The organism is Actinokineospora lacus (genome assembly GCF_053813445.1).
Genome location: NZ_JBQERA010000006.1, coordinates 330,703 through 353,874, shown reverse-complemented (window position 1 = coordinate 353,874; position 23,172 = coordinate 330,703). Strand labels below are relative to the sequence as shown.

Genomic DNA, 23,172 nt, shown 5'->3' with positions numbered 1-23,172 from the left:
ACCATGTGCCCTTTCATCTCGTCCCGGCATCACCGTGTTACTGGCCACGACCAGTAGGCTCCCGCAGGTGGAACAGGAGGCGCGGTGCTGTACTGGGTGATGAAGCACGTCCTGCTCGGCCCCTTGCTTCGGATCTTCTTCCGACCACGCATCGAGGGCAAGGAGAACATCCCCGCCGAGGGCGGCGCGCTGCTGGCCAGCAACCACCTCGCGGTGTCGGACTCGTTCTTCCTGCCGCTGATGGTCGACCGCAGGGTCACCTTCCCCGCCAAGATCGAGTACTTCACCGAGCCGGGGCTCAAGGGCAGGCTCAAGAAGTGGTTCTTCAGGGGCGTCGGCCAAATCCCGATCGACCGCTCCGGCGCCTCCGCGGCCCAGGCGGCCCTCGACACCGGCGTGCGCCTGCTGCGTGAGGGCAACCTCATGGGCATCTACCCGGAGGGCACCCGCTCCCCGGACGGGCGCCTCTACCGCGGCAAGACCGGCGTCGCCCGGATCGCGTTACAGGCGGGCGTGCCGGTCGTCCCGGTGGCGATGTTCGGCACCGACAAGGCCAACCCCATCGGCTCGAAGATGTGGCGGCCCACCCGCATCCGCATCAAGGTCGGCAAGCCCCTGGACTTCTCCCGCTACGCCGGGCTCGACGGCGACCGCTTCGTCGAGCGGTCCATCACCGACGAGATCATGTACGCCCTGATGGAGCTCTCCGACCAGGAGTACGTCGACCTCTACGCCGCCAAGGCCAAGGAGCTCGCCGCGGGCGTGGTCCCCCTGCGCGCCGAGGCCCGCGTCCCCGAGCGTGAAGCGGGCTGAGCAGGGCCACTAGAGTCTCGACGTGCTGTTTTTCTACGACACCGAGTTCATCGAGGACGGAACGACGATCGACCTGGTGTCGATCGGTGTCGTCGACGAGCAGGGCCGGGAGTTCTACGCCGTCTCCACCGAGTTCAACCCGGACAAGGCCGGGCCGTGGGTGCGCGACAACGTGCTCGACAAGCTCCCCTCGCCCGCGGACAAGGCCTGGCGCGACAAGGCGGCCATCCGCCGCGACCTGCTCGCGTTCCTGACCTCCGGCAAGGGCCGCGTCGAGCTGTGGGCCTGGTTCGGCGCCTACGACCACGTCATCCTCGGCCAGCTGTGGGGGGCCATGCCCGCGCTGCCCCGCGAGCTGCCCCGGTTCACCCGGGAGCTGCGCCAGCGCTGGGAGGACGCGGGCAAGCCGACCCTGCCCGCCCCGCCGGCCGACGCCCACGACGCCCTCGCCGACGCACGCCACAACCTGGTGCGGTGGCGGATCATCGAGGAGCACTGGCGCAAGCGCATGGGCAGGTGACCTTCCACCTCGTGGACCCCTGGTTGCTATACCGATTCAGTGTTTGGCAGGCTGGGCGCCATCAGGCGGTGACGACTGTCACTGGCACATCTCATCGGAGGGATTTCCCATGCGGGTCGGCGTGCTCACCGGCGGTGGTGACTGTCCGGGTCTGAACGCGGTCATCCGGGCTGTGGTGCGCAAGGGCATCGAGGTCCAGGGATGGGACGTCGTCGGGTTCCGCAACGGCTGGCAAGGGCCGCTTGAGGGGCTCAGCAGGCCCATCGGCCTGGACCAGGTGGAGGACATCCTCACCCGGGGCGGCACCATCCTCGGCTCGTCGCGGACCAACCCCTACAAGGTCGAGGGCGGCGTCGACCGCATCAAGGCCGTGCTGGCCGAGCAGGGCGTCGACGCGCTCATCGCCATCGGCGGCGAGGACACCCTCGGCGTGGCCAAGCGCCTGACCGACGACGGCGTCGGCGTGGTCGGCGTGCCGAAGACCATCGACAACGACCTCGGCGCCACCGACTACACCTTCGGCTTCGACACCGCGGTCCACATCGCCACCGAGTCCATCGACCGGCTGCGCACGACCGCCGAGTCCCACCACCGCGCGCTCGTCGTGGAGGTCATGGGCAGGCACGCGGGCTGGATCGCGCTGCACTCCGGCCTGGCAGGCGGCGCGAACGTCATCCTGGTGCCGGAGCGGCCCTTCAGCGTCGACAAGGTCGTCCAGTGGGTCAAGAGCCGCTTCGAGCGCGAGTACGCGCCGATCATCGTGGTCGCCGAGGGCGCGCTGCCCGAGGGCGGCGACGAGGTGCTGCTGACCGGTGAGAAGGACGCCTTCGGCCACGTCCGCCTGGGCGGCATCGGCACCTGGCTGGCCGAGGAGATCGCCCAGCGCACCGGCAAGGAGTCCCGCGCCGTCATCCTGGGCCACACCCAGCGCGGCGGCACCCCCACCGCCTACGACCGCGTCCTGGCCACCCGCTTCGGCCTGCACGCCGTCGACGCCGTCGCCGACGGCGACTTCGGCGTGATGGTCGCCCTCCGCGGCACCGACATCGTCCGCGTCAAACTGGCCGAAGCCACCGCGGAGCTCAAGACCGTCCCGATCGAGCGCTACGCCGAAGCCGAGGTCTTCTTCGGCTAAGCCTTTCGGTTCTGCAGTGCGCCCGCTCCAACTGGAGCGGGCGCACTGCTTTGTCCGCTGTCCGCCAACCCCCAACAGGCGTGCTGACGCCTGAACAGGTACTGGGCATTTGCTGGGCATCATGGTTCACTGCAGTCATGCCCACAAAAAGCCCAGTCGAAGGCGAGATCGTCGCGGCGCTCGGCAGGCTCCTGCGGCAGGGGCTGCCGGTGACCCCCGCGGGCACCGACCCGCAGCTGCTGGAACTGCGCGGCATCGTCGCGCGGGCGGCGGATCCGGCGGACTCCACGAGTCGCACATCGGCGCTGGACGGGATGCTGCGCGGGCTGCTGGCACGGTTCCCCGACGCCCGCTACGCCGCGGCGGCCAGGGCGTTGTTCGGGCTGCCGCCCGCCGAGCAGGGCCTGAACCTGACCGCGCGACGGGACTTGGCGGCCGGGCTGGCCGGACACGAGGTCCACCACTTCCGCAAGCGGGTCGAACCGAGGCTGATCGAGCGGGTCGCCTGGGAACTGATCGCCGACGCTGAGCGGTTCGCCCGGCTACCGATGATCGCTCCCCGGCTGGCGCCGAGCGCCACGAGACAGGCGGTTCCGGCTGACCCGTTCGCCTGGGAGGTCACCGAGCACGAGGAACAGCTGATGCGGTTGTGGTCGGCGCTCTACGCCGCCCGCGCCGAACTGCTCGCCGTCGAGCGGCTGGTCAGCCTCAAGGCCGAGCGGGTCGACCTGGTCCACGCGGCGGTGACCGCGGCCTGGCGCTGGGCCGCGGCCCGAGCGGAGGCGATCAGCTACGTCACCGCCTACGCCGAGGACGAGATGTCGGTTGGTGAGCTGACCGCGCTGGCAGGCTGGAGCCCCGCGCTGGACGAGGCGCAGGCGTCCCGGCTGACCGAGGCCGCCGCGGGCGGGGTCTCCCGCGAGCACTTCGTGCGCTGCCTGCACAACGAGACCGGGCTGGCCGACACCTGGATCGATGGCCTGCTCGGCGACGATCCACCTCCCACCACCAGCGAGAACGGAACCGACCAGTGAGCACCCTCCCCACCGACACCGGCCCGCTGGCCGCCGCGCTCGCGGCCGCGGCGGACGGCCCGCCACGGCGCCACGTCATCACCGGCGGCCCGTCCTCGGGCAAGGACGACCTGATCGAGGCGATCCACGCCGCCGGAATCCCGTGCATGAAGGACGAACCGGGCCGGGAGATCTACCGCAAGCACCGCGAACGGCTCGGTCGTCACCTGCGCAAGGAGGACCGGCGCGAGTACTCCCTGGAGGTCCTGGAGGCGTTCGTCGCCGAGTTCACCGCCCACACCTGCGGGATCAGGTTCTACAACCGGGGCATTCCCGACGGGTTCGGGTGGGAGGGGTTCTTCGGGCTGCCGCCGACCCCGCAGCTGACGCGCGCGACCCGCCTGCACCGCTACGACACGGTCTTCGTGCTGGATCCGCTGGACACCTTCGAGGACCCCGACGACATCGTCTGGGCCAAGGACCGCGAGATCCGCCGGGTGCACGAGCTCGTCGTCCAGGGCTACTACGACGCCGGCTACCAGCCGGTGTTCGTCCCCGCCGACTCCGCCGCCGCACGGCTGGACTTCATCTGCGCCAACCTGCGCCTTCCCAAACCCAGTCGAGGAGCGTGAACCTGTTGAGCCGCAACGGGAGATCGTCGCTGCTGCTGTCGCCGAACAGCATCCTGGCCAACGCCCTGCTGCGCACCATCGACATCCTGCGTCCACGGGTCCGCGCCGCCAGACCTGACCGGATCGAGTTCGTCGTCGGCACGCAGGTCAACGGCGCGCCGCACCTGGGCACCAACCTCGTCCAGACCGCCGCGTTCCTGCTGGCCAAGGCCGCCCGCCGCGAGTTCTCCATCGACACCGTCGTCCGGTTCGGGGCCTTGGACAACGCCCCGCACGAGGTCGTCCTCGACCCGGAAACGCACCACGCCTACCAGCAGACCTACCACCACGCTCTGGGCAGGGACCAGGTCGCCGAGCTCATTGACCGCTACTACGTCGAGTTCTTCGACTCCCTGTCCGAGGCCACCGGCACCGCCTACGAGGTCGAGACCTACACCGACCACCAGGCCACCCCGGGGTTCCGGGCGGAGTTCCTGCGCACCCTCGTGCATCTGGAAGACATCCGGTGGTGGATGGCCCCGTCGCACGGCACCGTCCACATCCGCATCCCCTGCCCGGACTGCGGTTGGGCGGAGAAGCGCGCCGACCGCACCAAGCTGGTGCGGCTCGACGAGGACGGCGCCACCTTCGCCGCGGTCTGCCTGGACCACGGGCCCTACGAAGCCCACGTCGACCCCGAGGACGACCGGCCCTACCTGGACCTGGCCACCCTCTATCGGAACCTGGTCAAGGAACGCGCCCTCGGCCGCGACACGTCCACGCTGCACGTGATGATGAAGGGCGGCGACTGGGCTTTCGGCTGCCAGCTCGTCGACGGCGCCCTCGGCGCGCTGGCGACCCCGGCCACGCAGATGCCGGTCCGCATCTTCACCCCGCAGGTCCTCGCCCCGACCGGGGCGAAGCTGTCGAAGTCGCTGCTGCGCGAGCAGGGCCACAAGGCGCTGCCCGCCGACGTCGAGCCCTGGATGCTCGACACCACGACCTGGCCCGGCGACGTCGACAACTACGTCGACTCGCTGGTCTGGCTCGTCGGGGAACTGCTCGCCGATCCCAAGCACTTCTTCCGCTCGTTCACCGTCAAGGAACTCGGCCGCCTCATGGCCGCCCGCCCCGCGACCCTGCCGGTCCGCGCCCACGAGATGGGCATCTACAAGCGCTACTTCGACCTCATCGCCACCGGCCGCAAGACCACCGAGATCCGCGTCAACGACTCCAGCCGCAAGAAGATCAAACCCGGGTCGCTGATCCGGTTCCGCTGCCAAGGGGACGAAGTCCTCACCCGCGTCACCCGCGTCGCTCGCTACACCACCTTCGACGAGATGTTCGACCACGAACCCGTCGCCTCGGTCAACCCCCTGGCCACCCGCGAGGACCAGCTCGCGAACATCCGCCAGATCTATCCCCCCGAGCGCGAAGCCCTCGGCGTCGTCGCCATCGGCATCGAACTCGTTGCCCCATCGCGGCCCGCTTGATGGGTTCCCGGGCAACGCGTCCGTCCACCCCTGCGCAAGGCCAGGGTCCCGGTCTGCCCCAGGTGCACCTGGCCTTGCGACTCGCCTGGCATCCACGATGCCCGGCTCTCGACGTCCAGGATAATGTGTCCGCTCCTTGTTGGGTGAGCGCATTACTGTGCTGGCATGGAAGATCTGCTCTGGGCCGGGGCTGATGCCCAAGCGAGGGCCTTGCGCGAGGGTTTGGTCACGGCGCCGGAGCTGCTCGCGGCCGTCTTGGCGCGGTTGGATGCGGTCAATTCGCGGATCAACGCCTTTCGCGCTGTCTACGCGGACCTTGCCCGAGCCGACGCGGAGGCCGCGCAGGCGCGTCTTGACGCGGGGGAGTCCACGCCGCTGCTCGGGGTGCCGGTCGCGGTCAAGGACGACACCGATGTCGCGGGGGACGTCACCACCGCGGGTGGGCGGGCGCAGTTCGCCGTCGCGGCCGCGGACAGCGCGGCCGTCGCGCGGCTGCGGGCGGCGGGTGCGGTGATCATCGGGCGGACGCTCACGCCCGACCGCTGCCTGTGGCCCTTCACCGAGACCCTGGCTTATGGCGCGACCCGCAACCCGTGGCACCTCGACCACACCCCGGGTGGTTCCTCCGGCGGGACGGCCGCGGCCGTCGCGGCCGGGGTCGTCGGGGTGGCCACGGGGTCCGACGGGGGCGGTTCGGTGCGGATTCCGGCCACGGCCTCGGGGGTGTTCGGGCTCAAGACCGGTCGCGGGCTGGTGCCGCTGGCCCCGCGTACGGAGATCTGGCACGGGCTTTCCGGGATCGGCGCGCTGGGGCGTGGGGTCGCCGACGTCGCGGCGATGATCGACGTCCTGGTAGGGGAGAGCGGACACCGCGCCGCGGTGGACAGCCCGCCGCGGCGGCTGCGGATCGCGCTGGCCTGGCGGACGCCGCTGGGGCGTCCGCCGATGTCGGCGGAGTACCGACAGGCCGTCGCCGACACCGCCGACCGGCTGCGCGGCCTCGGGCACCAGGTGGTGGAAGCCGACGTGCCGTTGGGGGCGCGGCCCTCACCGCAGTTCCTGGTGCGCTACCTGCGCGGCGTCGCCGACGACGTCGCCGAGCTGCCGCACCCGGAGTGGCTGGAGCGCCGCACGATCCGGCTGGCGCGCCTGGGTGCCCGCGTACCTGACCGGGTACTCGCGTGGGCACGGGCCGCCGAGGCCGGACTGCACGCGCGCATGGCCGAATTCTTCACCGCTCCCACTGCCGATCACGGCGTGGATCACGGTGCCGACAGCGGCCCGGGTCGTGACGCTGTCCGGGGCGTCGACGCCGGGGATCGGTTCGACGTCATCCTGCAGCCTGGGTGGACTCGGCGGCCGACCAGGATCGGGCGGTACCACGGCAGCGGGATCAGCGCGACGCTTGCCGCCGTGGCCGCGCACATCCCGTACTTCCCGACGTGGAACGTCCTGGGTTACCCGGCCGCCGCGCTGCCGGTGGGATTCGACCGGATCGGGATGCCCATTGGGGTGCAGCTCATTGGTCCGGCGGGTAGTGAGCGGTTGTTGCTGGCGCTGTCCGGGGAGTACGAGCGCGCCCACCCGTGGACCGACCGGCGGCCGGACCTGTGAACCTCGCCGATGTCGAGGGCAGGCTGATCCGCCGCTACGGAACCGGCGTCGCGCCGTGGGTGGCGGGTCTGCCCGCCCGGCTCGACTCCCTCGCCGCGGCTTGGGACCTCGTGCTCGGCGAGCCGTTCGGGTCGGGGAACTCCGCGGTGACCGTGCGCGCCCGGCACGACGGGGTGCCCGTGGTGCTGAAGGTGTCGCCCGACGAGGAGTTCGCAACCGAGCAGGCCACCGTGCTGCGCGCGTTCGAACCCAGCGGACGGGTGCCGCGCGTGCTCGCCGCCGAGGGCGGCGCGATGCTGCTGGAGCACGTCGACGGCGAGGCGCGCTGGCCTGCCCCCGCCGAGTTCGGCGCGCTCCTGTCCGACCTGCACGCCGCCGTCCCCGACCCCCGCGCCGTGGCCCGCCGCGACCTGCGCTTCTGGACCACCGAGTTCCAGGCCCGCTTCCCACCCACCGGCCCGGTCACCGCCGCCGACCTCGCCGCTTCCCGCACGGCCTGCGCCACCATGGCCGACACCGCCGGTCCCCACGTCCTCCTCCACGGCGACCTCCACGCCGACAACATCATCGTCGGCACCCGCGCCGTGGTCATCGACCCCAAAGCCTGCCTGGGCGAACCCGAATTCGACGCCGCCGACTACGTCCTGGCAGGCCCCGACATCCCAGCCCGCCGCGACGCCCTGCTCGACGCCACCACCCTGCGCCCCGCCCGACTCGACGGCTGGTGCCGCGCCCTGGCACCCCTGGTCGCCGTGGGAGCGACCCGCCCCGGCTTGCCGACCGACGAGCTGCTCGACTACGCCCGCGGTGCCCGTGAATCGGGGTAGGCGGGAAGAGTTTCCGGCCTACGAGTGGCCTGTCGCGGCTTAGTGCTCGGCGAGCCGCTGCCCACGTTCGCAGTGCCATCTGCGCGCAGATCAGAACATCGCCACCGAGGGCGATTGCTGCGCGGTCTACCCCCAGGCGGAATCGTCATGCGCCAGGGTTGCGCCGGGTTCGACGGGGGGTTCCCATCGCTGCCAACGGATGTTGGCGGGTCGGTTGCCGGTGCGCGCGAATTCGTGCACGGCGGTCCGGACGTCGGCGGCCGGGATCTCCGCGTCGGGGGGAAATTCCGCCACGTGCTGCTGTAGGTCATAAATGAGGGGTTCGCCGTCACGGGGTTCGCCTTGGCTGTAGTAGGCCGCGCCGACTTCCCCGTAGTAGGCGACACCGACGTCACCGTTGAACCCCGCGTACATGAGCCCCGGGAGACTGGTGAGGGTGATCGTGGTGAGGATGCCCCCGCCGTCGAGCGTGGCGACGTGGTCCAGCTCCGCATCGATCTCGTCGGGAGTGGCGGCGACGCGGCTGCCGTCCTGCCCGCGTGCGTGCCAGAAGTTCAGGGGGGTCACGTTCACGCTCCGGTGAAGGTCTGTCTGCCTGCGGCTTTGGGTTACGCCCGTGGCGCGCCCAGGTCCAAGTAGGCGGCGAAGGTGCCGAGCCAGTGTTCGGCGGCGTATCCGTAGCCGAAGACGTAGCGCATGCCTGCCTCTCGGTGTTCGGTTGCGGCCGTGTGGGCCAGGGCGGTGTAGCGGTGGTCTTCGGGGAGGGCTTCGGCGATGCCTCGCCAGCACCACGCCCTCGACAGGGCCAGGCCGGACAGGTGGGAGCCGTAGGGGTCGGAGGGGTCGTCCACCTCGACCGGGGAGCGCAGGGTGGCCCAGCGGGGGGTGTCCAGGTCGGGGAGGAAGGTGTCCAGCCAAGTGGCGAAGTCGGCTGCCGGGCGGACTCGGCGGAGCAGGTCGGCTTCGATCAGGGCGGGGGAGAGGAAGTCCGCGGCGCTGGGCTCGAAGCCGCCGTAGGACTGGTCGGCGGCGAAGAAGCGTTCGGTGGCGTCGGCGCAGGTGGTGGCCAGTTCGGTGTCCCCGGTGGCGTTGGCGGCGTCGATGGCCAGGCCCAGGGCGAAGGCGGTGTTGGCGTGGGTGCCGACGCGCACCGGCAGGCGGGCGGTTTCGAGCCAGGCCAGCCAGCGGGAGCGGATGACCTCGGTCAGGGGCTCCAAGGCGCTGGACCAGGCCGATCCTTCGGGCCAGGTGCGCAGCTCGGCGGCGAGGACCAGCAGCCACGCCCAGCCGTAGGGGCGTTCCCAGTAGGCGCCCTCGGGGCTGGTGAAGAACTCCGCCTCGACGCGCGCGCCCTCCGGGGTGACCAGCTCGTTGAGTGCGGTGCGGGCGGCTCCGGCGCTGGGCAGGTCCGGGAGTTCGCGCAGCAGGCGCACGGCCAGCCAGGTCTGGTGCACGCACGAGTGCCAGTCGTAGGACCCGGCGAAGACGGGGTGCAGGTCGCGCTGGGGTCTGAGGTCGTCGGCCGACTGGATCAGGTGCGTCCAGTGGACGGGGTAGTCGCGGCGGATGTTCGCGACGGCGGTGGCGAGCAGCCGCTCGGCGGTCGCCGGGTCCAGGTCCGGGGTCATCGAAGGCATCTTTCCTTTTGCAAGTCGCTCTCGACCAGGGTTGTACCAGTCTGCAAGCGCTTGAGTCCATCTACTGGGACAGGTGTCCCGGTGTTCGGGCGAATCCGCCGACCTCTTACTCTGGAAGGCGTGAACTGGACCGTGGACGTGCCGGTGGACACGCTTCCCGAGCTTCCACCGCTCCCGCCGACCCTGCGCGCTCGTCTCGACGACGCGCTCGCCCGCCCGGCTGCCCAGCAGCCGGAGTGGCCCGACGCCGAGCAGGTGCGCCAAGTGCGCGCCCTCTTGGAGGCCGTGCCGCCGATCACCGTGCCCGCCGAGGTCGACCGCCTCCAAGCCCGCTTGGCCGAGGTCGCCCAGGGCAAGGCGTTCCTGCTGCAGGGCGGCGATTGCGCGGAGACCTTCGCCGACAACACCGAACCGCACCTGCGCGGCAACATCCGCACACTGCTGCAGATGGCCGTCGTGCTGACCTACGGCGCCAGCCTCCCGGTGGTGAAGGTCGGCCGCATCGCGGGCCAGTACGCCAAGCCCCGCTCGGCGGGCACCGACGCCCTCGGGCTGCCGGTGTACCGGGGCGACATCGTCAACTCCCTGGTCGCCACGCCCGAGGCCCGCGTGCCCGACCCCTCGCGCCTGATCAGGGCGTACGCCAACTCCAGCGCCGCGATGAACCTCGTGCGCGCGCTGACCGGCGCGGGCATGGCCGACCTGGCCCTGGTGCACGACTGGAACCGCGACTTCGTCCGCAACTCCCCGGCCGGGGAGCGCTACGAGGCGCTGGCCACCGAGATCGACCGCGGCTTGCGGTTCATGCGCGCCTGCGGCGTCGAGGACAGCTCCCTGCACACCGCCGAGGTGTACGCCAGCCACGAGGCGCTGCTGCTGGACTACGAGCGCTCGATGCTGCGCCTGCACAGCACCGACGACGACGACCCCAAGCTCTACGACCTCTCCGCGCACTTCCTGTGGATCGGCGAGCGGACCCGCCAGCTCGACGGCGCCCACATCGCCTTCGCCGAGCTGCTGTCCAACCCGATCGGGCTCAAGATCGGCCCGACGACGACGCCGGAGATGGCCGTCGAGTACGTCGAGCGGCTGGACCCGCGCAACCAGCCCGGCAGGCTGACCCTGATCAGCCGCATGGGCAACAGCAAGGTCCGCGACGTGCTGCCCGGCATCATCGAGAAGGTCAACGCCTCCGGCCACCAGGTCATCTGGCAGTGCGACCCGATGCACGGCAACACCCACGAGTCCTCGACCGGCTACAAGACCCGCCACTTCGACCGGATCGTCGACGAGGTCCAGGGCTTCTTCGAGGTCCACAGGCGCCTGGGCAGCCACCCGGGCGGCATCCACGTCGAGCTGACCGGCGAGGACGTCACCGAGTGCCTCGGCGGCGCCCAGGAGATCTCCGACGCGGACCTCTCCGGCCGCTACGAGACCGCCTGCGACCCGCGCCTGAACACCCAGCAGTCGCTGGAACTGGCCTTCCTGGTCGCGGAGATGCTCCGCTCCTGAAGCCACGTCCCACCGAGAACCCCCGTGCCCCGGCGCGGGGGTTCTCGCGTTGTCAGCAGCGCTCGTGGAGTTCGACGGCGGCCTTGGCGATGGCGGTGGCGAGCAGGTCGACGTCCGGGGCGGTCGCGGCGTCGGCGTTGAGGCCGATGTGGACGCCGTCGCGGTAGGGGGAGACGGCGATGCCGACCGGGTGGCCCGCGGCCAGCGGGACGACGGGGTAGACGGCCCGCAGCTCGGCATCGCCGAGGGTGAGGGGAAGCGCGGGGAAGGGGACCGTCGTGACGACGGTGTCGAACAGCAGCGGCGCCGTGCCCGCGGCCAGGCTGGTGCCCAGGCGGTGCAGGAGGGCGGGCACGCGGTCGGCGAGCAGGGGCAGGGCGCCCGCGCCCTTGGTGGGGCCGGACCTCTTGTTGGCGTCCATCACCGCGCGGACGTCCCGCAGGCGGACCAGCGGGTCGGCGACGTCGACGGGCAGCGTGCAGAGGTAGCCGGAGATCTGGTTGCCGCCCGTGCCGCCGCGGGCGCGGGTGTTCACCGGGATCAGGGCGCGCAGGGGGACCACCGGGCGGTCGGTCTCGGTCAGCCAGGTCCGCAGGCCGCCCGCGAGGACGGCCAGGACGACGTCGTTGACGGTGCCGCCGTGGGCGCGGCGGACGTGGCGGAGGTCGGCGGCGTCGAGGCGGAGCATCGCGAAGCGGCGGCCGGGGGAGCTGGGGGCGGCCAGCGGGGCCTCCCACGGCAGCCGGATGGTCCGCAGGACGGCGCCCGCGATGTCCACCGCGGACCGCAGGTCGACCGGGCGCGGGGCGGTCGGCGCGCTGGTGGCCGCTGCGCTGGTGGCTGCCGCGCTGGTGGCCGCCGCGCCGAGGCCGTCGAAGAAGCCCGCGGCGATCTCCACCGCGCCCGCGCCGTCGGCCAGGGCGTGGTGCAGCTTGAGCAGGACCGCGAACTCCCCGCCCGGCAGGCCGGTGACGACGTGGGCCTCCCACGGCGGCCTGCGCAGGTCCAGCGGGCGCGACTGCCACGCGCCGACGTAGGTCGCCAGCAGGTCGTGCCCGGCGGGCAGGCGGAAGGCCCGGACGTGGTCGGCGGCGCGGAAAGCCGGGACCGGCTCCCACACCGCCCCGCCGAGCAGCGTCGGGCGGATCGCCGCGCGCAGCCGGGGGATGGCCGCGGCCCGCTCGGCCAGCAGCGCGGCCACCGCCGCGCCGTCGGCGGCGGCCGAGGGCCGGAACACGCCGACCGCGCCCAGGTGCATGGGGGAAGCCGGGCGCTCCAGGGCGAGGAACGCGACGTCGAGGCCCGTGAGGCGGGTGCGGGACATCGCTCAACGACACCAAACGGAGATGACGCCGGGGTTACCCGGGTGGGTCGACGCGCCGCGCGTCACCCGGTCGAGTCGGTCACACCACATCAGAACGCGAACACCGCCACCTTGCCGCCGGGCTCGACCCTGCTCCCCGGGGCGGGCCCCTGGTTGATCACCCGGCCGTTGCCGTTGGAGAAGGGCTGCAGCTCGAGCGTCAGCCCCTTCTCGGCCAGCAGGGCCTGGGCCTCGGGGACAGTCTTGCCGGTCAGGTCGGGCACCGTGACGGCCGAGGACACGATCACCGTGACCTGCTTGCCCGCCTTGCTGTCGACCTGGGTGTTGGCCGCGGGGTCGGTGCGGATGACCCGGCCGCCCTCGATGTCGGCGGCGAACTCCTGCGGGCCGTCGACGGGCTGGAAACCGGCGTTGGTCAGCGTGGCGAAGGCCTCGTCGCGGGTCTGGCCGCGCACGTCGGGCACCGGCTTGGGCGCCGGACCCCGGCTCAGCACGATGACGACCCGCTGGCCGATGTCCTGCGCCGTCCCCGCGGGCGGTTCCAGCCGCACGACCATGCCCTCGGGGACCTGCTCGTCGTGGACGTTGGCGGCGTCGTCGCGCTGGGGCTGCAGGTCGTTGGCCCGGATCGCGGCCTCGGCGGCCACCGGGTCGGTGCCGGGGCGCACGTCGGGCACCACCGGCCTGCCCGAGGACACCACGAGCACGACCTCGTCGCCGCGCAGCAGCTCGGCCGTCGCGGCCGGGTCGCTGCTGATGACCACGCCCTGCGGGATCTCGTTGTCCCGCACCCGCGTCACCGACGGCGCCAGCCCGGCCTCGCGCACCGCCGCCTCGGCCGAGGCGACCTCACGGCCGGTCAGGTCCGGCACGGCGGTATAGCGGCCCGAGGTGAACCACCAGGCCAGGGTGCCGATGAGGGCCAGCACGAGCACACCGGCGATGCCCAGCAGCACGTAGCGGCGGGTGCGGCTGGGCGGCGGCGGGGGAGGGCCGGGCGGGATCGGCTGCGGGCCGGTCTGCGGCGGCGGCTGGGCGGCCGCCATGGCCTTCTCCAGGTCCGACCGCAGCATGGCCCTGGTGCCCTGCGGCCCGGCCGCGCTGAACCCGTGCGCCGGACGCATGACCGTGGCGATGCCCGCCGCCGCCAGCGCTCCGGTGCTGACCCTGATCGTCGCCTCGGGGTCGTCCACCGGGGCGACGGCCCGCTCGGTGGGCTCGTCGCCGGGGTCGGTGGGCGTGGCCTTGATGGTCCGCTCGTCGTCGGCCCCCGCGCTCTCGGCGGACTTGCTCTCGGCGGACGTGCTTTCGGCCGGCGTGCTCTCGGTGGACGTGCTCGCCGCCGCCGCCCCCTCGGACCGCGCGGCGTCAGGCTGCGAGTTCGCGGGCTGGACACCGTTCGACGACGTGCCCTCGGCAGACGCCCCTTCAAGGCGCGTGCCTCCAGCAGGCGTCCCTCCGGCAGGTGTCCCTCCGAGGGGTGTCCCTCCGGCGGGCGTGCCACCGGTAGGCGTGCTTCCGAGGTGCGTGCCTCCAGGAGGTGTCCCTCCGAGGGGTGATCCTCCAGCGGACGTCTCGTGGGGAGCCGCCGCCCCTGCCGGGGAAAGGACCGGTCCGGCGGCTTGTACCGGGGAGAACGGCGCGGAGGTGGACGGTGCAGAGGTGGTTGGCGCAGGGGCGAGCGGTCCTGAAGTGACCAGCGCTGGAGTACCTGGTGCTGGGGTGGGGGGCAGCGAGGTCATGGGCGGTGCGGTCAATGGTGCTGAGCTGGGTGGTATCGAGCTGGGTGGTGCCGAGGTGATGGGCACGGGGGTGATGGGGGCGGGCCGGTGCGATGACTGCGGCTGGGGCACCGGGATGCGCATGCGGGGCAGGGCCGAGGTGGTGCGGACGCGCTGGAGTTCGGCGAGGAAGGCGGCGCCGTCGGCGGGCCGGGCGGCCGGGTCGCGACGGGTCGCGCGCACCACCAGCTCGTCCAGCGCGGGCGTCAGGCCGCGGGCGACGGCGCTGGGCGGGGGCACGTCGTCGTTGGCGTGGCGGTAGGCGACCGTCAGCGGGTTGTCCCCCACGTACGGCGGCGCGCCGGTCAGCATCTCGTAGAGCACGATGCCCGCCGAGTACACGTCCCCGCCCGGGGTCGCCTTGCCCGTGGTGACCTGCTCGGGGGCCAGGTAGGACACCGTGCCCAAGATCACGCCGCTCTTGGTCGTCCCCGGGCTCGACAGGGCCCGCACCAGCCCGAAGTCGGCGACCTTGACCACGCCGTTCGCGCCGATGAGCACGTTCTCCGGCTTGACGTCGCGGTGCACGAGCCCCGCGGCGTGCGCGGCGGCCAGCGCGGCCAGCACCGGCTCCAGCACCGACAGCGCCAGCGGCGGCGGCAGCGCACCCCGCTCGACGAGCAGGTCGCGCAGCGTGCCGCCGGTGACCAGCTCCATCACCAGGTACACGTGGTCGCCGTCGAGCCCCTGGTCGTGCACGGCCACCACGTTCGGGTGGTGGATGCGCGCCGCCGAGCGGGCCTCGCGCTCGAAGCGCTCCACGAAGCTGCGGTCCGCGGCGAAGCGCGGGTCCATGACCTTGATCGCGACCGGCCGGTCCAGCCGGGTGTCCACCCCCCGGTACACCGCCGACATGCCGCCGCGGGCAAGCGGCGCGTCGACGCGGTAGCGCTGCTCCAGCAGCGCACCGATCAGCCCCGTTTCCCGCACAGTCGTCGATCGTACGGACGCCCGCCCGCCCCCGTGGGCGCGCCCGGGATTTTCACCCCGCCCTCACAAGGGGCGGGTATGGCACAGTGGACAACCGTGAGTTCCGTTCCCGCCGCCACCGACGTGCTCGACCCCACGGTGGAAGTCCTCCCGCTGCCGGACGTCGCGGCCCGCCTCGATCAACCGATCACCAAGGTCCACCAGGCCCTGCGCGATCACCACCTACTGGCCCTGCGCCGCGATGGCATCCTCGTCGTGCCCGCGGACTTCATCGACGACACCGAGGTGGTCAAGGGCTTGTCCGGCACGATCACCGTGCTGCACGACTCCGGGTTCACCATCGAGGAGATGCTGCGCTGGCTGTTCACCGCCGACGAGTCCCTGCCCGGCCGCCCGATCGACGCGCTGCGGGGCAACCGCGGCCGTGAGGTCAAGCGCAGGGCCCAGGCCCTGGCGTTCTGACCCGCGCGGCCAGGCACCGCAGCACCCCGGGCACCGCCACCGCGGCCCGCCGACGCCGGGACACCACGGCGCGGCGGGTCAGCACGTCGTGGTCGGCGGCGGCGATCTCGTCCAGGATGCCCGCGTACAGCCGCGCCGCGGTGTCCACGCAGGGCCGCGCGACCGGGTCCAGCAGCGCGATCCCCGGCAGCGCCACGCGGTAGACCGCCCTGGTGTGCGCCACCAGGTGCGCCACGGCCCGCCGCACCGCCCGGTCGCCGCCGCGGGACCGGGTCCGCAGCAGCCGGTCGCGGTCCACGCCGAACGCGGCGAGGTGGTCGGCGGGCAGGTACACCCGGCCGCGGTCGAGGTCCTCCCCGACGTCGCGCAGGAAGTTCGTCAGCTGGAACGCCTCGCCCAGGGCGGCCGCGGCGGGGGCGGCGTCCGCGCGCGGCCCGACCGTGCCCAGCACCGGCAGCGTCATCAGCCCGATCACCCCGGCCGAGCCGTGCGTGTACTCCCCGAGCGCGGCCAGGTCCGGGTAGTCGGTGACGGTCAGGTCCATCCGCATGGACTTCAGGAACACCCCGAACAGCCCGGGGTCGATCTCGAAGCGCCGGACGGTGTCGACCAGCGCCGCGAGCACCGGGTGCGCGCAGGCGCCGAGGAAGGCCGCCGACAGGTCCGCCTCCAGCGCCTCCAGCGCGCCCGCCGGGTCGGGGCCGGGGGAGTCGACGATCTCGTCGGCGAGCCGGGCGAAGCCGTACAGGGCGTGCACGGCGGGCCGCCGCTGGGGCGGGAGGAGCCGGGTCGCCAGGAAGTAGGTGCGCCCGTGCTCGGCGTTGATGAGGCGGCAGGCGCGGTAGGCCGCGGCCAGGTCGGGTTCGGCGCGCATGGCGCGGGCATCGTCGCATGAGGGGCGAAACCGAACCGCGCGGTTGTGTCAGCGCTTACACGCCGCCCACTGGCCCTTCGGGCAGCCGCCCTCGTGGCCTGCGACCAGCTTGCTCAGCAGGCCGTACCCGGATGCGGCGCCGTCGGCGGCGCCCACCAAGTCCACATCGCACAGCGCCCGCGTCGCGGCCAGGCAGGCGGGACCCTGGCGGGCGGCGTGCTCCTGCCACGACTCGCCCGCGGCCACCCCGTACTTCCACACCAGCCCGTTGGCGTAGGCCAGGGCGTAGACGTGGTGGCTGCCCTCGGTGACCGGCTCGGCGGGCGGGGCGGCGGAGGCCCGTTCCTTCAGCTTGGACAGGTCCGGGGCGTCGGCGAGCACCAGGGTCGACCACTCGACGCTGTAGGGGTGGTTGCCCGGCACGGAGTTCGCCCGCTGGTAGAACGCCTTCCACTGCGCGCTGCCCAGCGTGCACTTCGCCGAGCCCTGCTTCCCCGGGGCGACCGGGCCGGTCTTGGTGGCGCAGGCGCCCAGCGGCGCGCCGTCGCCCTGCCAGACGCCGCGCACCGAGACGGTCACCGCCAGCTTGCTGGAGTTGGTGAAGCGCACCACGATCGAGCAGCTCTGCGCGCCGCAGGCGTCGAAGTTGTGCTCGCCCTCGGTGACGGTGGTGAGCACGTCGACCGGCTCGGCGAGCGCGTCGGCGTGCTTGGCGATCGCGGCGTAGAACGCGGGCAGCTCCGTCGAGGCGTCGCGGACGCTGGTGACCAGGTCCTGCACGCTGGTGGCGTCCGAGCGGCCGACCCGCGCCGCCTCCACCTGCACCACGCCGTGCGGGGCCGCGGCGTCGAGGTAGAGCGTTCCGCCCTCGGTGACGACCTTCACCGCCTCCGTCGAGCCGACCGCCTGCCGCTCGGTCTCGGCGAACGGCGCGTCACCGGCCACGTCCACGCCGCGGGCGAGCTGGGTGCCCAGCGCCTCGGGGGAGAACACGCCGCCGAACTCCAGGCCCAGCAGCCCGCTGGGGGTCTGCACCCACCGGTCGGCCACGGCGGGGCCGCGGCCCGCCCCGCCCGCGAGGCCGGGCACCTCGCCCCAGAAGTCCGCGCCCGCCTTGAGGTAGATCGTGTCGTTGACGACCAGGACGGTGGCGGGCTTCTTGTTGAAGGTGATCGTGCCGCTGACCTCGCCGGTGTGGGCGGCGGTGAGGTCGAAGGCGACGTCCTTGCCCGATGCCGTCATCGAGCCCTTGTAGCGGACCGCGCCCGCCTCGGCGAGGTCGAGCAGCGCCTGGGCCGCGGCCTGGGCCGCGGTGGCGGGGGCGACCGGCGCGGCCACCGGCGCGCCCACGGTCGCCGAGGTGCAGGCGCCGACGGCGAACACGGCCCCGATGGCGAGCACCGCCCTGATCCGCCGCGGTCCTCGCCGTCGCCGCATCAGCATCGCCGCTCCCACTTCCGCCTTCTCGATCCAGGCATTATGGCCGCTGGGCGGGCCGCGAACCCGGCCGGGCAACTCACATTCCGCTCACGGATTCGCCGCGCCCGCGCGATCGGCCCACCCGCAGGCGGGTCCCGGTCACCCGCTGCGCGGCCAGCCGACCGGAGATCACCACCGGCGGGATGCCGACGCCGGGGGTGGTCCCACTGCCCGCCAAAACCACGTTATCCGTACCGGGGACCAGGTTGCGCGGCCGGAAAGGCCCCGTCTGGGTGAAGGTGTGCGCCACGGAGAACGGGCTGCCCGCGGCGAGCCCCGCCGCGGCCCAGTCCGCGGGGGTGACCAGGCGCAGGTCCGCGGTGTCGGTGCCGAACCCGGTCAGCCCGCGCCGGTCCAGCTCCGCGGCCAGCTCGTCGCGGTACGCCGGGCCGACGCGGCGCCAGTCGACCTGCCCGACCGCCAGGTTCGGGCACGGCGCCAGCACCGAGACCAGCTCCCTGCCCGCCGGGGCCAGGGCGGGGTCGGTGGCGGTGGGGCGGGTGACCAGCAGCGACGGGTCGCTCATCAGCCTGCCCTCGCGGGTGATCTCGGCGAAGGTGCGCTCCCACGCCGCGCCGAAGAAGATCGTGTGGTGGTCCAGCTCGGGCCAGCTGCGCGGGGAGCTGGTGTGCAGCACGACCGCGGAGGGGGAGTACCGCAGCCGCAGCGGCCTGCGCGGGGTGATGCCCAGCAGCCGGTAGCTCGCGGCCAGGTCCGCGGTCAGCACGACCGCGTCGCACGGCACCCGCTCGCCCGCGGTGGTCCGCACCGCGCGCACCCGGGACCCGACGCGCTCCAGCCACGCCGCCGCGGTGCCGTATCGGAAGCGCACCCCGGCCCGGCCCGCCGCGGCGGCCATCGCCTCGGCCACCGTGCCCATGCCGCCGCGCGGGTAGTACACGCCCGCCACGGTGTCCATGTAGGCGATCACCGCGTACGCCGCCAGCGCGCGGCTGGGCGCGACACCGGCGTAGAGCGACTGGAAGGAGAACAGCCTGCGCAGCCGCTCGTCCCGCAGGTGCCGACCGATCGCGGGCGCGAGCCTGCCGAACCCGCCCATCGCGGCCAGCCGGGCCAGGTCCGGGTGGGCGAGGTCGAGCGGGGAGTCGAAGTTCGCGCCGATGAACCGCTCCCGCTGCACCTGGTACAGCTCGGTCAGCCAGGCCCGCAGCCGCCGGTAGCCCGCGGCGTCGCGCGGCCCGGCCACCCGGCGCACCTCGGCCTCCATCGCCTCGGCGTCGGTGTGCACCGCGATGGTGCTGCCGTCGGCGAAGTGCGCCCGGTAGGCCGGGTCCAGGCGCACCAGGTCGACCTCGGCGGCCAGCGAGGCGCCCACCGCGGCCAGCGCCTCGTCGATCAGCTCCGGCATGGTGAGCACGGCCGCGCCGGTGTCCACCCGGTGCCCGGCCAGGGTTTCCTGGCCCGCGCGCCCGCCGGGGACCGCGGCGGCCTCCAGCACGGTGACCTCCCGGCCCGCGCCCGCCAGGTGCAGCGCCGCGGACAGCCCGGACAGGCCCGCCCCGACGACGACCACGTGGTCGGTGCGGCCGCTGAGCGTGCGCATGGTCAGCTCGTCCTGCGGCCCGCGGCCACCGCCAGCCCGCGCAGCACGGTCGCGGCCGGGGAGGTCAGCTCGGCGCGGTCGAGGGCGGCCAGGGCGGTCTCGGTCAGCGCGTCGATGCGGCGCTCCACCTCGGCCACCGCGCCCACCTCGACCAGCGCGGCGCGGACCGAGGCCAGGGTCTCGCCGGTCAGGTCGTCGTCGCCGAGGGCGCCGCGCAGCAGGTCGGCGCGGCTGCCCTCGGCCATGCCCACGGCCATCAGCAGCGTCCGCTTGCCCTCCCGCAGGTCGTCGCCCGCGGGCTTGCCGGTCACCTCGGTGTCGCCGTACATGCCGAGCAGGTCGTCGCGCAGCTGGAAGGCCAGGCCGATGTCGGCGCCGAAGGCCCGCAGCGCGGCCACGGTCGGGGCGGGCGCGCCCGCCAGCGCCGCGCCCAGGTGCAGCGGGCGTTCGACGGTGTAGGCGGCGGTCTTCATCCTGGCCACGCTGAGCGCGGTCTCCTCCGTCTCGTCGCCGCGGGCCTGGGTCAGCACGTCGAGGTACTGCCCGGCCAGCATCTCCGCGCGCATCGCCTGCCACGGCGGCAGCGCCGCGACCAGCCGCCCGGCGTCCAGGCCGGAGGTGGCGAACATGTCGTCTGCCCAGGCCAGCGCCAGGTCCCCGAGCAGGATCGCCGAGGCCGCGCCGAAGCGCTCCGGGTCACCCAGCCAGCCCTCGGCGCGGTGGCGGGCGGTGAACTCCACGTGCACGGTGGGCTTGCCCCTGCGCATCGCGGAGGCGTCCATCAGGTCGTCGTGCACCAGCGCGCAGGCCTGGATCAGCTCGAGGGAGCTGACCCCGCGCAGCACCGCGCGCGCCTCGGGCCCCTCGCCCGTGCCGCCGGAGCCGCGCCAGCCCCACCAGGCGAAGGTGGGCCGCAGCCGCTTGCCGCCGCCGAGGACGAACCCCGCCAGCGAGGCCACCGCCGTGCCGAAGGACGGCGCGGCCTCGGCCATGTCGGCGTGCCGGGTGGCCAGGTAGTCGGTCAGGGCGTGCTCGACGTGCGTGGCGACCGCGTCGTCGATGGGGGCGTCGAGTTCTGGCAGCGCTTGGTGCACACCGCTATCGTCCGCTTCCGCCGCTCGGGCGCGCGCGCCGGGTGCGCGTTCCGATCGGTGGACACCGCCGTCCACGAGATGGGCTACGTCAGCAGGTCTGGATACCCTTGCCCGCATGACGACGGTGGTGGAGCGCATCAAGACCGGCCGACCGGTGTTCTCCGTCGAGTTCATGCCGCCGCGCGACGAGGCGGACGAACAGCGGCTCTGGCAGGCCATCCGCGAGTTGGAAGGCCTCGACCCGGCGTTCGTGTCGGTCACCTACGGCGCTGGCGGCTCCAGCCGCGACCGCACCCTGCGCACCACCGGGCGGCTGGCCCGCGACACCGGGCTGGTCTCGATGGCGCACCTGACCGCCGTCGACCACTCCGTGGCCGAGCTGCGCAACGTGATCGGCTGGTTCGCCGAGCAGGGCATCCGCAACGTCCTGGCGCTGCGCGGCGACCCGCCCGGCGACGTCATGGGCGACTGGGTGCAGCACCCGCACGGCCTGGCGTACGCCGAGGACCTGGTGCGCCTGATCCGCGAGCTGGGCGACTTCTGCGTCGGCGTGGCCGCCTTCCCGTACGGCCACCCGCGCTCGGCCGACCTGGACACCGACACCGAGCACCTGATCAGGAAGCTCGACGCGGGCGCGGACTTCGCCATCGCCCAGCTGTTCTTCGAGCCCGAGGACTTCCTGCGCCTGCGCGACCGGGTCGCCGCCCGCGGCTGCACCGCCGCGATGCTGCCCGGCGTCATGCCGCTGACCACGCCCAAGGTGCTGGCCAAGACCATCGAGCTCTCCGGCGCCGACGTGCCCGCCCGCATCGCCGCGCGGCTGACCCCGCTGGCCGAGGACGCCAAGGCGTTCCGCGCCGAGGGCGTCAACATCGTCACCGAGACGTGTGAGCGGCTGCTCGCCGAGGGCGTCGACGTGCTGCACTTCTACACGTTCAACCGGTCGAAGGCGACCCGCGAGGTCGTGGGCAGGCTGGGGCTGGTCCCGGCCCGTGCCTGACCGCGTCGTCCACAGCTCCCCCGGCGGCGACCCGCTGTTCGACTACGTCCCCCGCGAGCTGGACGGCGGGCCGTGGGCGGACCGGCTTCGGCTCCTGCGCCCCGGCGCGGTCGACGCCGTCCTCGCGCTGCGCGGGTGGGTGGTCACCTGCGACCAGGACTTGGCAGGCGCCCTGGTGTCCCGGGGAGCGCGGCTGCGCAAGTACGGCGACCGGATGTCCCGGGACCTCGCGGCCGACCCGCCGCCCGCGCAGTGGGCCCGCCTGGAGCCACCACCGGGGTTGACGCTGACCGCGTGCGACCGCCCGGCCGGGGACCTCGTGGACGCCTGGGTCGCGGCGTACCCGCCGGGCCACCCCGACCACATCGCCGAACCGGCCGAGGTGGTCCTGCGCAAGTGGATCGAGCCCCTGCTGACCGGCGCGGTGCACGGCCCGACGCTGAGGCTGAGCGCGCTGGCGGTGGACCCCGGGGGCGCGGTCGTCGCGGGCGTGCTCGGCCACCACGTCGCGGGAGAACCCCCGTGGGGCGGCCCGTGGATCACCGGGCTGTTCCGCCGCCCGAACCCCCGCTACGCCGGGATAGGCGCCCTGCTGCTGCGCCGGGCCGTCGCCCAGGCCGCGTCGGCGGGACTGCCCGCGCTGGGCCTGGTCGTCTCCGCGGGGAACCCGGCCACCGCCCTCTACGAGCGGCTGGGCTTCCGCGTGCTCGACCGCTTCGGCACGGTCGCGATCCCCTGATCGACCGGTGTCACCGATCGGCCGGTGTCACTGGTCCTGTCGGACGGCGGGGCGGCGGTCGCGGCGGTGGGTCACCAGGGCCAGCACCAGGACCAGCAGGGCGACGCCGACCGCGGACGCGCCGACGACGGCCACCCACTTCGTCCACGACACGCCGGACTGGTCGCTGTACTCGATCGTGGCGGTGAACTCCGTCACCGCGCCCGGCTTCGGGGTCCAGCTGACGGTGCCGCCCTCGTTGACGCCGTTGGTCTGGATGACCGTCCCCGGGAAGGCCACCTTCAGCTGCACGTCGGCGCGGTCGGCGGGCAGCTCGCTCAGGTCGGCCGAGCCGGACATCGTCACCAGGTTGCCCGAGCGGCGGAAGGACAGCCGGTAGCGGCTGCCGGTGGTGATCGTCTGGGTCAGCAGGCTCGTCTCGGCGAAGGTCAGCTCCTGGAAGCTGACCGTGTTGCCCACGTAGCCGTCCTCGTCGTACGCCGTGGCGCGCACCTTCGTGCTCAGCTCCGGCGGCACCGTCAGCTCGGGGCCCTTGTCGTCCTGGCGCAGGACCACCGAGGCGATCACCAGCTGCCCGGAGACGGTGTCGCGGTCGGACAGGGCGAGGGCGGCTTGCACGCGCACGCAGCCCGAGAGCGTCAGCGCCGCCACGACTACGAGCACAGCCAGCGTGGCCTGCCTGCGAAAACGGTGTCGGACCTCAGGGTTGCCGTGCTGCACCGGGCCATCCTGCCGTACCGGCCGTGGCGG

At 73.2% G+C, this 23,172-nt stretch carries 21 protein-coding genes and 1 pseudogene; 12 read left to right on the top strand and 10 right to left on the bottom strand.

The genetic code is table 11. The features are described 5' to 3' along the window. Positions 1 to 84 precede the first annotated feature (84 nt). From ACTG9Q_RS17500 to ACTG9Q_RS17465, 8 genes are all read left to right on the top strand, one after another. On the top strand, positions 85 to 813 hold the full coding sequence (locus ACTG9Q_RS17500) for a lysophospholipid acyltransferase family protein (protein ID WP_455573853.1): 729 nt from the start codon (positions 85 to 87) through the stop codon (positions 811 to 813). 22 nt (positions 814 to 835) lie between these two features. Next, complete coding sequence (locus ACTG9Q_RS17495) at positions 836 to 1,333, top strand: polyadenylate-specific 3'-exoribonuclease AS (RefSeq protein ID WP_455573852.1); 498 nt, start codon at positions 836 to 838, stop codon at positions 1,331 to 1,333. A 109-nt stretch (positions 1,334 to 1,442) separates the two neighbouring features. Beyond that, positions 1,443 to 2,468: a 6-phosphofructokinase gene (locus ACTG9Q_RS17490; protein ID WP_455573851.1), complete on the top strand. Its 1,026-nt coding sequence runs from the start codon at positions 1,443 to 1,445 to the stop codon at positions 2,466 to 2,468. 137 nt (positions 2,469 to 2,605) lie between these two features. Further along, positions 2,606 to 3,502 carry a hypothetical protein gene (locus tag ACTG9Q_RS17485; protein WP_455573850.1) on the top strand — a complete coding sequence of 299 codons (897 nt, stop codon included), beginning with the start codon at positions 2,606 to 2,608 and terminating at the stop codon, positions 3,500 to 3,502. Then, positions 3,499 to 4,113, top strand: coding sequence for an AAA family ATPase (locus ACTG9Q_RS17480; RefSeq protein WP_455573849.1), 615 nt, complete (start codon positions 3,499 to 3,501; stop codon positions 4,111 to 4,113). The genes ACTG9Q_RS17485 and ACTG9Q_RS17480 overlap by 4 nt, the downstream gene beginning before the upstream one ends. Before the next feature lie 5 nt (positions 4,114 to 4,118). Beyond that, positions 4,119 to 5,585 (top strand): ASCH domain-containing protein, encoded by a 1,467-nt coding sequence (locus ACTG9Q_RS17475; protein ID WP_455573848.1) that lies wholly within the window; start codon positions 4,119 to 4,121, stop codon positions 5,583 to 5,585. A 165-nt stretch (positions 5,586 to 5,750) separates the two neighbouring features. Further along, positions 5,751 to 7,199 (top strand): amidase family protein, encoded by a 1,449-nt coding sequence (locus ACTG9Q_RS17470; RefSeq protein WP_455573847.1) that lies wholly within the window; start codon positions 5,751 to 5,753, stop codon positions 7,197 to 7,199. Then, positions 7,196 to 8,026 (top strand): phosphotransferase, encoded by an 831-nt coding sequence (locus ACTG9Q_RS17465; protein ID WP_455573846.1) that lies wholly within the window; start codon positions 7,196 to 7,198, stop codon positions 8,024 to 8,026. Before ACTG9Q_RS17470 ends, ACTG9Q_RS17465 begins: the two co-directional genes overlap by 4 nt. 126 nt (positions 8,027 to 8,152) lie before the next feature. Here ACTG9Q_RS17465 and ACTG9Q_RS17460 read toward each other — a convergent pair whose 3' ends face one another. Both ACTG9Q_RS17460 and ACTG9Q_RS17455 read right to left on the bottom strand, forming a co-directional pair. Continuing rightward, on the bottom strand, positions 8,153 to 8,593 hold the full coding sequence (locus ACTG9Q_RS17460) for an Imm1 family immunity protein (RefSeq protein WP_455573845.1): 441 nt from the start codon (positions 8,591 to 8,593) through the stop codon (positions 8,153 to 8,155). 41 nt (positions 8,594 to 8,634) lie between these two features. Next, positions 8,635 to 9,654 (bottom strand): DUF2891 domain-containing protein, encoded by a 1,020-nt coding sequence (locus tag ACTG9Q_RS17455; protein WP_455573844.1) that lies wholly within the window; start codon positions 9,652 to 9,654, stop codon positions 8,635 to 8,637. A 129-nt stretch (positions 9,655 to 9,783) separates the two neighbouring features. On the opposite strand from ACTG9Q_RS17455, the gene ACTG9Q_RS17450 reads away from it, so the two are divergent. Then, positions 9,784 to 11,175, top strand: a complete 1,392-nt coding sequence (locus tag ACTG9Q_RS17450; RefSeq protein ID WP_455573843.1) for a class II 3-deoxy-7-phosphoheptulonate synthase — start codon at positions 9,784 to 9,786, stop codon at positions 11,173 to 11,175. Positions 11,176 to 11,227: 52 nt separating this feature from the next. Here the strand turns inward: ACTG9Q_RS17450 and ACTG9Q_RS17445 are convergent, their stop codons facing one another. The 3 genes and pseudogenes from ACTG9Q_RS17445 to ACTG9Q_RS17435 all read right to left on the bottom strand — a co-directional run. After that, positions 11,228 to 12,499, bottom strand: coding sequence for a wax ester/triacylglycerol synthase family O-acyltransferase (locus tag ACTG9Q_RS17445; protein ID WP_455573842.1), 1,272 nt, complete (start codon positions 12,497 to 12,499; stop codon positions 11,228 to 11,230). 89 nt (positions 12,500 to 12,588) lie between these two features. Beyond that, entirely contained in the window at positions 12,589 to 13,545 is a 957-nt protein-coding gene (locus ACTG9Q_RS17440) for a PASTA domain-containing protein (protein WP_455574044.1), read from the bottom strand. 606 nt (positions 13,546 to 14,151) lie between these two features. Further along, positions 14,152 to 15,135: pseudogene (locus tag ACTG9Q_RS17435) on the bottom strand (protein kinase domain-containing protein); the annotation flags it as partial. A gap of 171 nt (positions 15,136 to 15,306) precedes the next feature. Here ACTG9Q_RS17435 and ACTG9Q_RS17430 point away from each other — a divergent pair. Continuing rightward, entirely contained in the window at positions 15,307 to 15,672 is a 366-nt protein-coding gene (locus tag ACTG9Q_RS17430) for an Rv2175c family DNA-binding protein (RefSeq protein ID WP_455573841.1), read from the top strand. Here the strand turns inward: ACTG9Q_RS17430 and ACTG9Q_RS17425 are convergent. The 4 genes from ACTG9Q_RS17425 to ACTG9Q_RS17410 all read right to left on the bottom strand — a co-directional run bounded on the left by ACTG9Q_RS17425 (position 15,641) and on the right by ACTG9Q_RS17410 (position 20,683). Continuing rightward, positions 15,641 to 16,546, bottom strand: coding sequence for a phytoene/squalene synthase family protein (locus tag ACTG9Q_RS17425; protein WP_455573840.1), 906 nt, complete (start codon positions 16,544 to 16,546; stop codon positions 15,641 to 15,643). The two genes, ACTG9Q_RS17430 and ACTG9Q_RS17425, sit on opposite strands and share 32 nt — an antisense overlap. Before the next feature lie 48 nt (positions 16,547 to 16,594). Continuing rightward, entirely contained in the window at positions 16,595 to 17,989 is a 1,395-nt protein-coding gene (locus ACTG9Q_RS17420) for a hypothetical protein (RefSeq protein WP_455573839.1), read from the bottom strand. Positions 17,990 to 18,062: 73 nt separating this feature from the next. Beyond that, entirely contained in the window at positions 18,063 to 19,589 is a 1,527-nt protein-coding gene (crtI, locus tag ACTG9Q_RS17415) for a phytoene desaturase family protein (protein ID WP_455573838.1), read from the bottom strand. A gap of 2 nt (positions 19,590 to 19,591) precedes the next feature. Then, positions 19,592 to 20,683 carry a polyprenyl synthetase family protein gene (locus ACTG9Q_RS17410; protein WP_455573837.1) on the bottom strand — a complete coding sequence of 364 codons (1,092 nt, stop codon included), beginning with the start codon at positions 20,681 to 20,683 and terminating at the stop codon, positions 19,592 to 19,594. Positions 20,684 to 20,798: 115 nt separating this feature from the next. On the opposite strand from ACTG9Q_RS17410, the gene ACTG9Q_RS17405 reads away from it, so the two are divergent. Beyond that, positions 20,799 to 21,683 carry a methylenetetrahydrofolate reductase gene (locus ACTG9Q_RS17405; protein ID WP_455573836.1) on the top strand — a complete coding sequence of 295 codons (885 nt, stop codon included), beginning with the start codon at positions 20,799 to 20,801 and terminating at the stop codon, positions 21,681 to 21,683. Continuing rightward, positions 21,676 to 22,422 carry a GNAT family N-acetyltransferase gene (locus tag ACTG9Q_RS17400; RefSeq protein ID WP_455573835.1) on the top strand — a complete coding sequence of 249 codons (747 nt, stop codon included), beginning with the start codon at positions 21,676 to 21,678 and terminating at the stop codon, positions 22,420 to 22,422. The genes ACTG9Q_RS17405 and ACTG9Q_RS17400 overlap by 8 nt, the downstream gene beginning before the upstream one ends. A 27-nt stretch (positions 22,423 to 22,449) precedes the next feature. On the opposite strand, the gene ACTG9Q_RS17395 is transcribed toward ACTG9Q_RS17400, so the two are convergent. Beyond that, complete coding sequence (locus ACTG9Q_RS17395) at positions 22,450 to 23,085, bottom strand: LppM family (lipo)protein (protein ID WP_455573834.1); 636 nt, start codon at positions 23,083 to 23,085, stop codon at positions 22,450 to 22,452. Positions 23,086 to 23,172: the final 87 nt, after the last annotated feature.

Excerpts from the sequence above, each read along its gene's own strand:
- ACTG9Q_RS17490 (WP_455573851.1), top strand. The coding sequence starts at position 1,443 with ATGCGGGTCGGCGTGCTCACCGGCGGTGGTGACTGTCCGGGTCTGAAC.
- ACTG9Q_RS17485 (WP_455573850.1), top strand. The coding sequence starts at position 2,606 with ATGCCCACAAAAAGCCCAGTCGAAGGCGAGATCGTCGCGGCGCTCGGC.
- ACTG9Q_RS17470 (WP_455573847.1), top strand. The coding sequence starts at position 5,751 with ATGGAAGATCTGCTCTGGGCCGGGGCTGATGCCCAAGCGAGGGCCTTG.
- ACTG9Q_RS17455 (WP_455573844.1), bottom strand. The coding sequence starts at position 9,654 with ATGACCCCGGACCTGGACCCGGCGACCGCCGAGCGGCTGCTCGCCACC.
- ACTG9Q_RS17445 (WP_455573842.1), bottom strand. The coding sequence starts at position 12,499 with ATGTCCCGCACCCGCCTCACGGGCCTCGACGTCGCGTTCCTCGCCCTG.
- ACTG9Q_RS17440 (WP_455574044.1), bottom strand. The coding sequence starts at position 13,545 with ATGGCGGCCGCCCAGCCGCCGCCGCAGACCGGCCCGCAGCCGATCCCG.
- ACTG9Q_RS17425 (WP_455573840.1), bottom strand. The coding sequence starts at position 16,546 with ATGCGCGCCGAACCCGACCTGGCCGCGGCCTACCGCGCCTGCCGCCTC.
- ACTG9Q_RS17420 (WP_455573839.1), bottom strand. The coding sequence starts at position 17,989 with ATGCTGATGCGGCGACGGCGAGGACCGCGGCGGATCAGGGCGGTGCTC.
- crtI (WP_455573838.1), bottom strand. The coding sequence starts at position 19,589 with ATGCGCACGCTCAGCGGCCGCACCGACCACGTGGTCGTCGTCGGGGCG.
- ACTG9Q_RS17405 (WP_455573836.1), top strand. The coding sequence starts at position 20,799 with ATGACGACGGTGGTGGAGCGCATCAAGACCGGCCGACCGGTGTTCTCC.